The organism is Prevotella sp. kh1p2, assembly GCF_900111525.1.
Taxonomy (GTDB): Bacteria; Bacteroidota; Bacteroidia; order Bacteroidales; family Bacteroidaceae; genus Prevotella.
Window position 1 is genome coordinate 44719 of the sequence record NZ_FOHY01000021.1, and the last position, 14142, is coordinate 58860.

The following is a 14142-nucleotide window of genomic DNA, read 5'->3' on the forward strand; positions in this document are numbered from 1 at the left end:
GTCACCCAATGAACACCTCTGAACTGCAAAAGATTAAGCAACGGTACAATATCGTAGGCAACTGCGATGGGCTGAACCGTGCGCTGGACGTGGCCCTGCAGGTTGCGCCCACCGACTTATCCGTGCTCATTGTGGGCGAGAGCGGCGTGGGAAAAGAAATCATTCCGCGCGTTATCCACGACAATTCGCCCCGCCGACGGGAGAAATATTTCGCCATCAACTGTGGCTCCATACCCGAAGGAACGATAGACAGCGAGCTCTTCGGGCACGAGAAAGGCTCCTTCACGGGCGCCATCGGCGAGAGCGAAGGCTACTTCGGCGTGGCCAACAAGGGAACTATCTTCCTGGACGAGGTGGGCGAACTGCCCCTTGCCACGCAGGCCAGGCTGCTGCGAGTGCTCGAAACGGGCGAATACATACGCGTAGGCGGACAGAAAATCATGAAGACCGACGTCAGGATTGTGGCCGCCACGAACGTTAACATGCGCAAGGCAATCAGCGAGGGGCGCTTCCGCGAGGACCTGTACTACCGCCTCAACACCATTCCCATACAGATGCCGGCCCTGCGCGACCGCGGTAACGACATCGTTCTGCTGTTCCGCCTGTTCGCCATGCAGATAGCCGAGAAGTACCGGTTGCCCAAGATTACGCTCACGGAGGATGCCAAGGCCATCATGCTGAAGTACAAGTGGCCCGGCAACGTGCGCCAGCTCAAGAACATAACGGAGCAGATGTCGGTGCTGAACGAGGGCCGCGAGATTGATGCCGACACGCTGCGCCGCTTCATCCCGCAGGATCCGGAGAGCACGCAGCTGGCACCCATCAGCCCGTCGGGCTCCCATTCGTACGAGAGCGAGCGCGAGATACTGTACAAGATACTGTACGAACTGCGCGGCAACGTGAGCGACCTGCGCCGCGACATGAACTCGCTGCGCAAGCAACTGGACGAGGCAAGGCAGCTGAACGGGGCCGGCGGGTTCCGCAGTCTCATCGACGCACCGGCTGCATCAACCCTGCCGGAGCGCAGCAACCGCAGCGCCGCAACGCCGGTGTACGCACAGCAGGCGCCGCTGCAGGCCGAGGAAGCCGAAGCGGAAGAAATAAGAGAGCCCGAAACCCTGAACCTGAACGACCTGGGCAGGCAGATGGTGGAGAAGGCGCTGGAGCGCAACGGCGGCAACAGAAAGAAGGCCGCACAGGAACTGGGCATATCGGACCGCACCCTGTACCGCCGCATCAAACAATACGGACTGGACAAGGCATAGCCGCATCAAGGAGGTTCCAAAGCCGCCATATATATTAAGGTGAAGGCAAAAAAATTGACTGACAGTTGACTGAAGAATGAAACAGAACATCATAAACCACATATCAGGCAGGGCTGCCTGCAGCGGTTTCCGCCGTGCAGGGTTCATACTCACGTGCCTGCTCACGCTCCTCGTGGTGTCGTGCCAGGTCAGCTATAAGTTCAATGGCGCCAGTATAGACTACAGCAAGACCAAGACCATACAGATAACAGACTTCCCCATCCGCAGCAGTTACGTGTGGGGGCCCATGGCTCCCATGTTCAACAACGCCCTGAAGGATGAGTTTGCCAACCATACCCGCCTCATTCAGGTGCGCCGCAACGGCGACATGAAGATTGAAGGCGAGATAACCCAGTACTCTCAACGCAACAAGTCGGTGACGAGCGAGGGCCATTCGGCCCAGACGGAGCTCTCAATGACGGTCAACGTGCGCTTTACCAACAACGCCAACCACAACGAGGACTTTGAGCGGCAGTTCACTGCCACGCAGTCGTACGAGACCACCCGGAGCCTTACCTCGGTTCAGGAAGAGCTCGTATCGCAGATGGTTGACGACCTGGTAGACCAGATTTTCAACGCCACCGTGGCCAATTGGTAACCTGTAACAGCAAGAGCAGAAAATGGATCTAACGTATCTCATCAAGCATCCCGAGCAGATGGACAAGGAGACTCTTTACGACCTCCGCAGCCTCTTGGCGCTCCATCCGTACTACCAGACGGCTCGCCTGCTGATGCTCCGTAACCTCTATCTGCTCCACGACGCCACTTTCGACGAGGAACTCCGCAGGGCCGCCATCTACATCACCGACCGCCGCGTGCTCTTCAACCTCGTAGAAGCCGCCCATTATCAACTGCGCACCAAGGCCAAAGCCAAGCAGCCGGAAGCCAAACCGTCGCCAAGCCGCACGGTGGCACTCATAGACAGCTTCTTGGAATCCATCCCCGACGAGGACGATACGGACGGAAAAAAGAAGCGCAAGCCCACCCCCGCCGACGCTGCTGTTGACTATGTGTCGTATCTCCTCGAAACAGAAAGCATCGGAGAGCATGAAAGCGAGGAGCTGGCAACGCCGCAGATGAAGGGCCAGAACTTGATAGACGACTTCATCAACAACGGGAACGGCAAGATTCAACTTAAGGAGGAACCCGAATTCTTGCCGCAAATCGAGGAAGAACAGGATGCCGAACAGCATGAGGACAATGAGGGTTACTTTACCGAAACGCTGGCTAAAATCTACATCAAGCAGGGCAGATACGAGAAAGCTCTGGAAATAATTAGGCGTTTAAATTTGAATTATCCAAAAAAAAATGCTTACTTTGCAGACCAAATTCGTTTCTTGGAGAAATTGATATTAAATAATAAAACAAATAAAAAGACAAAATGATTTACACATTATTCGTTGTATTGATTGTCCTGGTGTCAATCCTGATGATTTTCATCGTGCTCATCCAGGAGTCTAAAGGCGGCGGCCTCGCTTCCAACTTCTCTTCTTCCAACGCCATCATGGGCGTCCGCAAGACCACCAACTTCGTTGAGAAAGCAACCTGGGCATTGGCCGGCGCCATGGTTGTAATCAGCGTTATCTGCGCTTACGTAGCCCCTACGGCCGTTACGGATCAGAGCGTTCTCGAGCAGAGTGCAACCCAGAACCAGACCACTAACCCTGTAAATACGCAAGGTTTCGGCGCAAGCCAGGCTCCTGCAACACAGCAGGGCGCAGGCCAAACACCTGCTGCTGGCTCGCAGAATGCAACTCCTACGGCACCGAAGGCTCCTACCAGCCCGGCAAAATAAACTAAATGATAAAAAAACTCGGGATTTATTTGCGCAATACAAATAAATCCCGTAACTTTGCACCCGCTTAAACAGCTTAAGCGAACCAACACGGTGGATGTAGTTCAGTTGGTTAGAGCGTCAGATTGTGGTTCTGAATGTCGTGGGTTCGAGTCCCACCCTCCACCCAAAAAGACAAGTCCTTATAGGTCAGAGACTTATAAGGACTTTCTATTTCTTATATGTTACTTTTTGGAACGGATTTGGAACGAAATCGATACGGTTTTAAGTTTATAGCCGATATCAAGCAGGGTAAAAAGGAAGCACCTAACATCTGGTAAATACTTTCTTAAAACGCCTATTACCTAAAATACTGTTTTCAATTAACTTCGCGTTCAAATTCTTTGCATACTTCTTGTTCCAATACTTTACTTAACAGATATTCAACACAGTCCCTATGTGGATCATCGACATTGTAATTAATGGAAAATTCTGAAAATTGGTCTAATAGCCCATGTGACAGGATGAAATAGTAAGCCTCGTTTTTGCAATACTTTTCAACTTCGAACTTCTGTATCATACGCTTTAGCTGGTTCTTTAGAGTTTTAATACTTTCTGTTTCCATATTCTATAATTTTTTATAGGCACAAAAAAAACGGTGCGCCTGTCCCGCTGCTTAACACCCATTCAGTAGGCTGTAAGTCCATTACAGACGTTACACGGGGGTACACACCGCCAATATCTGGCTGCAGTTCCAATCTGTGGAAACAATAAAACCACCTTTGAAGGGTGGTATCGTCCACCTACTGAAATAAGAATGTTAAGCGATGGCAAAGGTAGTAATTATTTCAGGGATATGCAAAAATGAAATGTTAAAAATTCTCTCCCTGCCAAAAATATTTTTTGTCTTTTCCTGCTGTCGCCGCATCTCACCTGTTTATTTGTTAAAACGACATGTTTTCCCCACACAAAATTCAAACAAATTTAAAAACAGCCCTCTATTCTTATAAAAGAGTTGTTATTTCTGCCTGTCGAATAGCGTGGTTCTATCAGCCTTTTAACGCTCGGACAACATACCCTTCCGAATTGTTTGCGGTGTAAGGAACCTGCGCCAGTATTGCATGTCGGGAAACATGCTTATGAAGTCTGATATATTCCCATATCCCAATGTCCTTGCGGTTACATCGTTCATCAGGTACATGCGCCGGCCGTCAGGCCTCAATGTCTTTTGCCGGTACATTAAAGCCTCATCGTTAATAATAACCTCACGGTATGTAAATTCTTCATCCGTGCATATTTTGTATAATGGCTTGTTTTTCTCCATCTGCTCTAAAACGCCTTCAAAAAATCTGCTCATAACTTTGTCTTTGAATAATATAAAGTGCTGCCGGCATTATTTCCTGTAAGTCAGTAACAATGCCGACAACACATTTTAGGTTTATATCTGCGGATTGGGCCCGATTACTCCTCTTGTAATAAGATTAACAAATGCCTCCCTGTCAATCCTAAGAAGCCCCGTAGGCTTATTATCCTTGTCCTTTACAGATAATATCTCCTGCATAGACTGCGTGAAAGACATGGCGCCATTGAAACCCTGTACGAAATATCCCTTTGTGGTAAAACTATGAAGATAGTGGCTTTTCTCCCATGCGGCAACCTCATTGATATGTTCGACGAGTTCGGACAGAAGGGAGTAATACTCCTGCGTGTCGGCATCAAAGTGCGCGTAGCGAACTTGATAGCCTCCTTTTCCAGTCCGTCCTTATCGAAGCGGAAATACCCTTCGGAGTCCTTTTTTATCTTCACGTTGCGGTTTCTCATAGCGTTACGTATGGGGATTCCTGCTGTACACGGCCTCAAAGTCAGCCTCAAACTTCTGCCTGATGCTGATAGGGGTATAGCCTTTTGTGCTGCCGTAGAATGTGACCTTGCTGTCATCCACGAACTTGCGTAGCCATGCTGGGGAAACCTTTTTGAGCGTTTCCGCATCCTGGATGATGATTTCATCCTTTGCCAATAACTCTACATTCTGGTTGATGGTGGTCTCATCATTGAGAGCCTCATCAAGGAACTGTTCTTTCTTCTTCCGGTCGAGATAGTTCTCGCCAAGAGCATTTTTGCTAGTCTGTTTCATCTTCTCCTGTTTTAGTGGTGTTAATACTACATTCCCATCCCTCACGGCGTGCCTTTCTTTTCCAGTAAGCATTTGCCTGGTCCCGCAATTTCTGTTGATACTCCGAACTTTTCATGCGCTCTAATTGCGCGCGTTTACGGTCTTCGATTTCTTGTTTCATAATTACTTATTTTTTTGTTATTAAACTCGTATCATTTGATACTTATTTTCTTAGTTCCCTTAGTTGCTGCATCCAAGATATTCTCTATATTCTGGGCTGCGTCTGCATTTCTTCGCGTGTTAGCCTCAATGCTCTTCTGTAAGGCCACTTGCTGCGCCAGTAGGTTGTTGCCCATAGGATAGAGCTCCTCCACATACTGGCGGAGATATTTCAGGCTTACGCTTTCGTCGGCACGTATGGCGTTTACATAGCTGGCTATCAAGTTGGCCGTATCTTCCGTTATTCCGGTAGTCATATTGGTTAGCGAGCTGGCGTCATTTACTGGCATTGCCAACGCATCATACTTGCCTTTTACACCTTGGTAAGCAGAAAGATAGGCATTATATAAAGATTTCTTTTCGTCATCCGTTACCGTATCGTCCGATATAGCCTGCTGCCACCCTTTCTGGTATCGTTCCATCTGCTCGTAGAAGTCAGAACCTTTTTCCGTTAGGGATTTCCATATCTGGGCGTTGAACGTGTCTGCAAAAGAGTTTTTCACATCAAGAAGTGATGATTGAGATTTCTTAGCAAGGTTGCCGAGGGTGTCGGTGAGGTCAGATATAGATCCCACAATGGCATCTATCCTGTCTTGTGTAGCGTTTTCTGCTGCCGAGAGATTATCTATGTAGGCCTCGAGATACTTTTTCACGTTGCTGTTTTGCGTTGCCCACAGCTCCGCATAGTGAATCTTGATATACTCAAGTTCTTCTTTGGTAAGGTTGAAGAAGTCCTCAACGGCTATTATGTTGAGCTGGTTGCCGTTATAGTCCGTCATATATCCCTGGCCTCTTAACTCATTGGTTAGGCTCTGCCAGAAGGCCGGATTGCTTGGGGCGTGCTTCTTGTAGTTGCCGCCATTACTCCAGAATGTGTTCTCCCATGTACCCAAACCATGAGAGGCGGCATGATGCTTTACTTTGGTGTTCAGGAGGGCATCGGCTTCGGCTCTCGTTCCCTTGATGAGAGACTGATATAGCCTGTCTATCTCCACCTGCGTGCCGGCTGCTTCCTTACCCCATGACATGTTGAGATATTCTTTTTTCTTGTCTATAAGTTCCTGCCATATATCTTTCAGTTCCTCATATTTGTTTACGGTATTCTGGTAATTCTGCTGGCGTCTTCTTTCGCTGCCCATACCGAATAAGTCGAGGCCAAAGACAGAGCCTATATCGTGGAAGACACTGCCGACTGCACCGGCAACATTGCCGAGTACATTGCCGACGAACTTTGCAAAGCCTTGCTTCTGTATAACATCGAGTAGCTCTATTATGGCACTGACAATACCTCCTGCTTTCTTACCTATCACTCCAAGGTCAGTTAAAAGCCCTACAACGGTGCCTCCAACTTCTGCGAGTGACTGATGGGAAGATTTGCCAAGTTGTGCCATTGCGGAACTTGCCGATAACAATGCGCTCTCCAGTCTCTTGGCGCTTTGCCACGCATTATCCTGTGCGTCGTTCAGTTCGTTCTGGGCTAATATAACACGTTCATCCGCCTGCTTCCTTGCAGTGTCTGTAAGATGCTGTTAGGCTTGCTGACAATGCTTTGGATGAGCTTTGCATTCTGAAACTCTTTCTGGGCTTTTTGGAGTGCCTCCATAGCCTTGGAAAAGTCACTGAATACATTTCCGCCCGTGGCTTTTTCGAGCCTGCCCTGAGCCTCTACATAGGCCTTTTTGTCCGTTACGGAAAAGTCTTGGAACTGCTTCGATTTGCGCCATTGCTTTATGCGCTGTAATGTGAGCCTCAACGCTTTCTTGGTGTATTTATCGAGGTCTCCGAATACGGCATTCCAATTAATACTATCTTGAAATTGCCGGAAGTCAAACGCGGATAATGCCTGCTTCTTCTGCTCTTCCAAGGTGCTCTTTACCCATTTATTGTTCTCCCTTGCTATTCTCTGGTCATATTCGGCTGCGATAGCCGCGCGTTGCTGCTGCATGGTGCCGTACTGCTTGAGATACTCATTCATTGAGGATTTCTCTTTTTCAGCCAGTTGTGCCAACCCTTTGGCATAGTCCGAGAGAGCTTTATTTATTCTCGAAGAAGCTACCCGCTGCTCCTGTGATGTCATAGACACGTCAACACTTGCCATATCAAATACAGAGCCTTTATTTCTGTTGGTGTCTTTCTTGAACCTCTCCTTGGCTGCCTGTATCTTAGCCCGTTTAAGATCATCCTCATATTGAGTTACTGCGGCCAGTTCTTTATCCTTATTCAGTTCCAGCTGTTTAAGGGTCTTTTCTGAGCTCTCCTGCAACATGTCTATTTCATTCTGGCGTACTTCAAATTCAGCCTCCTGTTGCTTTTTCTTCCGCTCCTGCGCCTGCTTGTCGAGTAGTTCTTTGTATTCGGCCTGTAGTTCAGCCTTGGATTTTCCTGTGGTCTTACCTGCTTTGCTCTCCTTGTCGTTGACATAGCCTTTAACACCTATGGTGTCCAGAAGAGCTTTGTTTTCCTTTTCTGCGGCATCCAGCCCGCCTTGCAATGAAGCAAGTTGCTTATCCAATTGGTCTTTAGCTTGTTTCTGGTTTTCAGCGAGTGTCCTTGCCGCCTCCCGTTCCCGGCGTGCATTCACCTTGGCTATACCGCTGTCTGTGAGAGTGTAGATAAGCTGTACGTTGGCTCCCATTCCTGCCATTTGACGGGTAAAATCCTTGCCCTCTTTCAGTCCTTTGAGCTCTGACACCTCCGTTGTCTGGTTATTCTTTGGGTGGAATTTCTGAAAATATCCGCCACCCTTAACCGTACCTCTGTTATATTCTGTCTGTTTGATATATCTTTCCGTTGCCTCCTGTATCTGGGCATAATAGGCGGCTGCCTTGGCTCTGGCCATGATAGACTGTACAACGGCATTCGTGTTACCGGTCATAATACGCTCTGCGTCAGATACACCATTTACAGCAAATCCCAGGTTATTGAAGGCTGTTTTGTTGGTTTCAATGTATTTCTTTTTTTCGCTTAGATTGGTGCCTAAGGCGTTCCACTCTCGCTGCATCTTACGATATGATGCAATCTGCTGTGCTGCCGTCTGTGCCACGCTGTTACGCCATTCCTCATGCGATTTCTTTATAGCATTGGCGAATGCCTCGGCCTCTTTTCTTGCTTCTTCCTGGGCATCCTGAACAGTGAATAATCCCTTAACATAGTTGGCAATGTCCTTGCCGTACATAGAAAAAACAGTAATAGCAACGACCATAGCAGACTGCCAGCTGAATATAGAGTGTATAACCTGCTTCCATACCGGAACGGCCATCTGGCCGGATTTGATTAATCCCTCATTAACAGCCCTCATTCGCTTAATCTCATCAATGAGGATTAGAATGTTATTCGATATGGCCAAGAAGAATGTGTTGAGGCCTACTGCTGCGGATGGCAACTCACGTATTACCTGCTGTATGCTCATAGATAGGCCATTAAAGCCGGACGCATAGTTGCCTACGTTGCGCTGATGGTTGCATATAGAGGCCTCAAGGGTTTTTATTTCGGCATCTGCTTTTTTTATTTCCGCCAATAAATTTTGGCCAAACTTGCTGTTACGCTCCTCTTCCGACAAAGAACGGTATGCCATCCGCATTCTTGCCAGCGACTGCGCCAGGGCGTTCATGCTCGTTTCTGCCGCAATACCCAGCTTCGTATTATTGTTGACTTGCCGCCGTATTTCGGCCAAAGCGGCCTTGTGTGTCATAAGTGAGGCAGTGAGCTGATTAAGCCGTTTCCGTTTCCGTTCCCCCTCCGTTAGAGTGCCATGATGGGCGCGAGAGCGGTTGATGAGCTTCAACTCCTCATTGATGAGGCGGATTGCATTCTGCTCCTGTATCATCTGTCGGATATTCTGCTCACGGGTACCCATGACAGCATCTATGGATGACACTAACTCCGAATAGCCCGAAATTTGCGTTCTGACGCTCTCTTTTTCTTCTTGATATTATTTTACTATTTTTTATGCGAGAACGCGTTAGAGACCTGTTTCTGGGCTTCTACGAGGGCCTGTGCTGTCTTTAGTATATTCTGCGCAGCTTCATTGATCTGCTGTTGGGCCTTATTGAGCCCTATTAAGCCGTCCAAACTGCTAAGCTGCGCATGCAGTTTATCGATGGCGTCTCCGTCAACATCTACCCGTATGTGATATTTCTTGCCGGTTATCTCGTCGAGTTTCTTGCCGAGTTCTTCAGCTTCTTTTTGGGCTTGCTTGATTTGCTCGGAAACTCTGTCCCTGACGCCCATCTCAAACCACATCTTACCTATGTCTATCATTTGGTTGTTCTCCTTAATTTTCTAAGTCCCAAATTAATTCATCTATTTTTCTTTTGGCGGCCCGCATAGTACGTAACTGCAAACGGGTGTACTTGTCTGTTGACGCTTTGGCGATGTTCTCCATTTGCTGGAGCATCTCCGCTACGGCGTGGGCCAGGGCAGCGAGGCTCTCTATTAGAGCGTCTTCTGCTTTGTAGATTCTTTTGTCTGTGTTCATTTGTGCCTGAATTTGAGGTTATAAACTTCTGTTTCTGCGATTAAGCCCTGTAACTGCTCAATAAACTTGCGTGCCTGGCTGGTGGTGAGGGAGACATACATATCCTGCTCCTCATCTACATCTGTGATACCAAGCATGATTTCAGAGGCAATCTCATGCGTGCCGGTGTAATCGGTCAAACGGCACCTCGTAGCTTGGATGGTAAGATGCTCATCCATTGAGGTTTCAACTGTAATTACCTTAGTTACTTTGATTTTCTTAAATTTTGACATAATGATTTAAATTAAAAAAATTATACTAAAATGGTCTATTATCGTCTATATCCGTGTTTGGTTCTGCCTCTGGTATAGTATCAAGTTCAAAGAACTTGGTTAGAGAGGCATTGAAGCCAACGACGAAGCGGAATGTACCGATATTGCGTCCCTTGCATACGTGGAGCATTGCAGTGCCCTGCGTGCAGACCTTAGAGAGTTCATCTGGATACTTGTATCGGCTTCCATAAACCTCTGGGCGATAGATAAGCAAAACCACATCTGCGGCCTCAGCAATTTGCCCGCTATCTCTCAATCGTGCCATACTCGGCTGTAGGTTGTCCCTGTCTCTGTTGAGCTGTGAGAGTAAGACAATACAGATATTTAACTCCTTGGCAAGATTTTTGCACCGGCGTGCTGCGTCTGCCATAGCCTGCTCCTTGTTGACGTTCTTCATATTCACATTGAGGATTTGTAAGTAGTCAACTACAGCGACCTTGATATGGTTGCGAAAAACCATTGTGCGAATACTGGAGAGAATGCCGTCAAGCGAACTTGTAGAGCGTTCGTCGAAGTAAAGGGGCAACTGTGATACGCTTGCACTTGCCAACTGGTACCGTGACAGTTGTTCATCTGTGAGGGGGCGAGTATTCAGCACATTTGACGGTAATCCCGTCTCTGTGGCCAGTATGCGGGCAAACAGCTGGTCGGCTGTCATCTCCATGGAGTAGTAAGCACACGGATAGCCTGTCTTAGCAGCACTAACAACCATATTCAGTGCGAGGGATGATTTGCCCTGCGAACTGTCAGCAGCAATCACAAACAAATCGGACGGCTGCAATCCGCCCCGCTGGTCTATCATACCAAAACCTGTAGGCGCACCCTGTAAGCGTCTACCCTCCCTATTGGCGTTGATGATGTTCTGTGTGTAGTTGGTGGCTACCTGCGCAATGCTCTGTATCTCTGTGGAGGCTGAGGCGAAGAGGTTGGACAACTGGTCCAATGCTTGGGATTGGATAGTTTCTATCGGTTCTCCCTCGTCCGTCCCTGCCTGTATCATCTGCTGGCCAATACGCCATATCTCCCTGCGCCTTTGGAGTTCTGCAAGTCTTGATACCTGCTGCCTCATCGATGATAGAGCTACATGGTTGCTGATGTCGAGGATGTCCACTGTGGAGACACCCTGTGCCTTGGTCTTGGCGAGTTCTGCGGTTACGCTGATGATGTCCGCTTTCTCGCCTCTATCTACCACCCCCTTAGATACGGTGTAGATAGTTTTGCATTTATAGTCAGTGAATAGTTCTGGGCAAAGCAGGTCGGTATTCTCTGCCCATTCTGCTGGGTAGTTGAGCAATGTGCCTATTACGACTTTCTCGCATAATTCATCAGATAATGGTAATCCGTTCATTTGGCACCCCCCTTCTTCTTGTTGTCCCTGTTGAGCCAGTTGCGTAAAGTTCGATACACACTTCTGTTGTTCTTGGTTATAGGCTTGTAATTTTCCATGCTTCTCAACGTGTCAAATATATCTTCACTCTCATAATTGTGCAATAGGGCGTTAAGTTGTTCCTCTGTGATTTGTTCCTGCATCTTCAGCAGGTGAGGACAATTTGCTTGCAGCCATTGATTGAACTGGACGAACTTCTCCGACTGGGGAGGAGAGGGCAAAGAAAGCTCGTCTTTCTTTGGTTTACTTTCTTTATTTCCTATTCCTATTCCGCTATTGATTTGCTTTTGTTTTGCTATTGATTTGTTATTGTTTGCTTTTGACCTACCTAACTCGCTGATAATCTGTGCATTGCTATTACCAACATTACGGCTAATTCCCTTGCCTTTAACGCCTCCTGACTTTCCAGCCATCGCACGCACTTTAGAGATTTTTTTTCCCTTTTGATAATATTGGCTCTATCAAATCCCAGGCAAGCAAATCGGTAGGACTATCCAAATTTGGCGACTCCTCATTAAAGTAATATTCACTCATAGCACGTACCAATCTGCCATATATCTCGTTGTCGAGTCGTGATAGTGCTCGATGATAACTTTCAAAAAAAGCAAAATGCGCATCTTTATTTCTCATTGCAGCCTCCTTTCTTTGCTCTATACGCCCTTAATCCTACCCATAGCGGAGCATCATCCCTAATTATAAACTCCTCTATAATGTCGCGTATTCTGTGTGGTTCTTTATTCATCCTTAACCCAACTTACCGGCAGCTATCAGTTCATTTATATACTTCTTTTGATACAGATTCTTCTTTCCAACCTTCACTCCTCTAATTATGCCATCCTTACATAAGCGCCACAGCGTCACACGCGTTATGTGTAGTAATTTACACATCTCTGCTGTGGTGTAGTACCCATCATCCTCTCTATCGGATGATATGTTTTTCTCGTTCATTGCCTCGGCAATCACCTGCCGCAGGTCATCCTTATTAACAAACATAATATTATCCATCTTCTTTGCGTTTAAGTATTTATGCAGAAAATATACAAACTTAAAATCGAATTAATGAGTATTTATGCAGTTTTCTTGATTATTAAACATTATTTAACTGTTTTGACCTCGTTTTGTGCATAATATGCAATATTCCGCCCAATTTGGTGCAGTAGTGGGATTAATATCTTTTAATGTCTTTTATTTGGATTATGATATTAATTTTCGTACCTTTGCAGCATGAAGTACAAAGAGCTGGAAAAGAAAGTCAAACGGGCCGGATGCTACGACACCCACAGGCAGATGGGAGGGCATCCGCTATGGTACTGCCCGGCTACGGACAAGTATTTCCGCATGAGCAATCACAGCAGCGAAGAAGTCGCTACAGGCACTCTAAACGCCATTCTAAAGGCAGCAGGAATCAAATAAAAGATAAGATTATGAAACAGATAAAAGCAATCATTGAAAGAGCCTCTGACGGCAATTACAGCGTTTATATGGATGCAGACAACTTGGACTATCTCGTAACAGGGACAGGAAAAACAGTTGATGAGGCAATAGAAAGTTTTAAGGCCGGATATGAAGATACCAAGCGGTTCTATGAGGAAGAAAACAGAAAGTTTGAGGAGGTTACATTCAATTACGAATACGACATAGCGTCGTTCCTCTCATACTTCACAAAGGCTTTCTCGTTGGCAGGGCTTTCACGCATCACCGGCATTAACCAGGGACAATTGAGCCACTATGTAACGGGCAGACGCACACCGTCACAGAAAACCATAAAAAAAATACAGAACTCCGTACATGCCTTTGCCCATGAACTGGAGCAAGTGCACTTTGCCTGACAAAAAATGGGAAAAATATTTTTTGAAGGTGAGCACAAGCCGTCCGTGGTTTCGGTTTCGGGGGGGTGGGGGATTCCCCCTATGTAAAAGTGTGTGTTACTTTACTTCCAACCGCCTGGATATTGTTTCTATCTTCTTTGCATCCTGATTAATTTCCACATTCAACAAAGACATAAGCTTATCTATCTGCTCCTGTTGCCGTCTGATCATAGTTAACAATAGCCGCACATCGTTAGCATTCAAACCGTAGTAATTATTCGTTACATACATGTTTCCACTATCCATATTGAGGACGTTTCTGTCTCCAGTCTGGGTGATGTTGCCATCTACGGATATTTTATTAGAGGCTGTCATCTGAACTGTGTCAAAGACTAAGACAATAAAATTTATCATAGCTCTGTTTATAGAGCATAAAGATTAGTACAATGACACAAGAAGAGTACACAAAGATGCTTGCTGTAGCGAAAGATCAGTTCAAGTCCGGCAAGCCCCTGTTTGGCAAGGATGGTGCATTCCATCAAGTATTAGAGGACTTCCTTAACGCTGCCATGGAGGGTGAGCTGGAGAGTCACCTTGAGGCAACCAATCCGGTAAGCGGTAATCGTCGTAATGGCAAGATGCACAAGCTGCTCCAAACGGAGTATGGTCCCGTAGAGATCGAGACACCTCGTGACCGTGATGGCAGCTTTGACCCCGAAACGGTGAAGAAACGTCAGACGATCCTTGCC

General features: G+C 47.0%; 20 protein-coding genes and 1 tRNA gene. 8 read left to right on the plus strand and 13 right to left on the minus strand.

What is annotated here, in order from left to right:
* Nucleotides 1-8: 8 nt before the first annotated feature.
* The 5 genes from BMW31_RS11585 (at nucleotide 9) to BMW31_RS11605 (ending at nucleotide 3267) form a co-directional block, all read left to right on the plus strand.
* Nucleotides 9-1265 carry a sigma-54 interaction domain-containing protein gene (locus BMW31_RS11585; protein ID WP_091826041.1) on the plus strand — a complete coding sequence of 419 codons (1257 nt, stop codon included), beginning with the start codon at nucleotides 9-11 and terminating at the stop codon, nucleotides 1263-1265.
* A gap of 76 nt (nucleotides 1266-1341) precedes the next feature.
* Complete coding sequence (locus BMW31_RS11590) at nucleotides 1342-1902, plus strand: LptE family protein (RefSeq protein WP_091826046.1); 561 nt, start codon at nucleotides 1342-1344, stop codon at nucleotides 1900-1902.
* 22 nt (nucleotides 1903-1924) lie between these two features.
* Nucleotides 1925-2689: a hypothetical protein gene (locus BMW31_RS11595; RefSeq protein ID WP_091826049.1), complete on the plus strand. Its 765-nt coding sequence runs from the start codon at nucleotides 1925-1927 to the stop codon at nucleotides 2687-2689.
* A complete protein-coding gene (gene secG / locus BMW31_RS11600) occupies nucleotides 2686-3099 on the plus strand; it encodes a preprotein translocase subunit SecG (protein WP_091826052.1) in 414 nt (137 codons plus the stop codon). The genes BMW31_RS11595 and secG overlap by 4 nt, the downstream gene beginning before the upstream one ends.
* Nucleotides 3100-3191: 92 nt before the next feature.
* Nucleotides 3192-3267 (plus strand) — tRNA-His (locus BMW31_RS11605).
* Nucleotides 3268-3457: 190 nt separating this feature from the next.
* Here BMW31_RS11605 and BMW31_RS11610 read toward each other — a convergent pair.
* The 13 genes from BMW31_RS11610 to BMW31_RS11660 form a co-directional block, all read right to left on the minus strand.
* Nucleotides 3458-3703 (minus strand): hypothetical protein, encoded by a 246-nt coding sequence (locus BMW31_RS11610; RefSeq protein WP_091826055.1) that lies wholly within the window; start codon nucleotides 3701-3703, stop codon nucleotides 3458-3460.
* A 432-nt stretch (nucleotides 3704-4135) separates the two neighbouring features.
* Nucleotides 4136-4435: a hypothetical protein gene (locus tag BMW31_RS11615; RefSeq protein ID WP_091826059.1), complete on the minus strand. Its 300-nt coding sequence runs from the start codon at nucleotides 4433-4435 to the stop codon at nucleotides 4136-4138.
* Nucleotides 4436-4903: 468 nt separating this feature from the next.
* Nucleotides 4904-5212: a hypothetical protein gene (locus BMW31_RS11620; RefSeq protein ID WP_143049199.1), complete on the minus strand. Its 309-nt coding sequence runs from the start codon at nucleotides 5210-5212 to the stop codon at nucleotides 4904-4906.
* Nucleotides 5199-5372, minus strand: a complete 174-nt coding sequence (locus BMW31_RS13515; RefSeq protein ID WP_177166321.1) for a hypothetical protein — start codon at nucleotides 5370-5372, stop codon at nucleotides 5199-5201. The genes BMW31_RS11620 and BMW31_RS13515 overlap by 14 nt, the downstream gene beginning before the upstream one ends.
* Before the next feature lie 31 nt (nucleotides 5373-5403).
* Nucleotides 5404-6720 (minus strand): hypothetical protein, encoded by a 1317-nt coding sequence (locus BMW31_RS11625; protein WP_091826066.1) that lies wholly within the window; start codon nucleotides 6718-6720, stop codon nucleotides 5404-5406.
* 167 nt (nucleotides 6721-6887) lie between these two features.
* Nucleotides 6888-9266, minus strand: coding sequence for a coiled-coil domain-containing protein (locus BMW31_RS11630; RefSeq protein ID WP_091826069.1), 2379 nt, complete (start codon nucleotides 9264-9266; stop codon nucleotides 6888-6890).
* An 83-nt stretch (nucleotides 9267-9349) separates the two neighbouring features.
* Nucleotides 9350-9670: a hypothetical protein gene (locus BMW31_RS11635; protein ID WP_091826073.1), complete on the minus strand. Its 321-nt coding sequence runs from the start codon at nucleotides 9668-9670 to the stop codon at nucleotides 9350-9352.
* Nucleotides 9671-9683: 13 nt separating this feature from the next.
* Complete coding sequence (locus BMW31_RS11640) at nucleotides 9684-9887, minus strand: hypothetical protein (RefSeq protein WP_091826076.1); 204 nt, start codon at nucleotides 9885-9887, stop codon at nucleotides 9684-9686.
* Nucleotides 9884-10159 carry a hypothetical protein gene (locus BMW31_RS11645; RefSeq protein ID WP_091826080.1) on the minus strand — a complete coding sequence of 92 codons (276 nt, stop codon included), beginning with the start codon at nucleotides 10157-10159 and terminating at the stop codon, nucleotides 9884-9886. Before BMW31_RS11645 ends, BMW31_RS11640 begins: the two co-directional genes overlap by 4 nt.
* 25 nt (nucleotides 10160-10184) lie before the next feature.
* Nucleotides 10185-11546 carry a replicative DNA helicase gene (locus BMW31_RS11650; RefSeq protein WP_091826082.1) on the minus strand — a complete coding sequence of 454 codons (1362 nt, stop codon included), beginning with the start codon at nucleotides 11544-11546 and terminating at the stop codon, nucleotides 10185-10187.
* Nucleotides 11543-11998 carry a hypothetical protein gene (locus BMW31_RS11655; RefSeq protein ID WP_091826087.1) on the minus strand — a complete coding sequence of 152 codons (456 nt, stop codon included), beginning with the start codon at nucleotides 11996-11998 and terminating at the stop codon, nucleotides 11543-11545. Before BMW31_RS11655 ends, BMW31_RS11650 begins: the two co-directional genes overlap by 4 nt.
* Nucleotides 11999-12008: 10 nt before the next feature.
* On the minus strand, nucleotides 12009-12215 hold the full coding sequence (locus BMW31_RS13350; protein ID WP_143049201.1) for a DUF6291 domain-containing protein: 207 nt from the start codon (nucleotides 12213-12215) through the stop codon (nucleotides 12009-12011).
* Between the two features lie 114 nt (nucleotides 12216-12329).
* Nucleotides 12330-12590, minus strand: a complete 261-nt coding sequence (locus tag BMW31_RS11660) for a helix-turn-helix domain-containing protein (protein WP_091826091.1) — start codon at nucleotides 12588-12590, stop codon at nucleotides 12330-12332.
* 219 nt (nucleotides 12591-12809) lie between these two features.
* Here BMW31_RS11660 and BMW31_RS11665 point away from each other — a divergent pair, with 219 nt between their 5' ends.
* From BMW31_RS11665 to BMW31_RS11680, 3 genes are all read left to right on the plus strand, one after another.
* Nucleotides 12810-12998, plus strand: coding sequence for a type II toxin-antitoxin system HicA family toxin (locus tag BMW31_RS11665; protein ID WP_091826094.1), 189 nt, complete (start codon nucleotides 12810-12812; stop codon nucleotides 12996-12998).
* Nucleotides 12999-13009: 11 nt separating this feature from the next.
* Nucleotides 13010-13414 (plus strand): helix-turn-helix domain-containing protein, encoded by a 405-nt coding sequence (locus BMW31_RS11670; RefSeq protein WP_091826098.1) that lies wholly within the window; start codon nucleotides 13010-13012, stop codon nucleotides 13412-13414.
* Between the two features lie 425 nt (nucleotides 13415-13839).
* A partial coding sequence (locus BMW31_RS11680) for a transposase (protein ID WP_177166322.1) occupies nucleotides 13840-14142 on the plus strand: 303 nt, incomplete at its 3' end.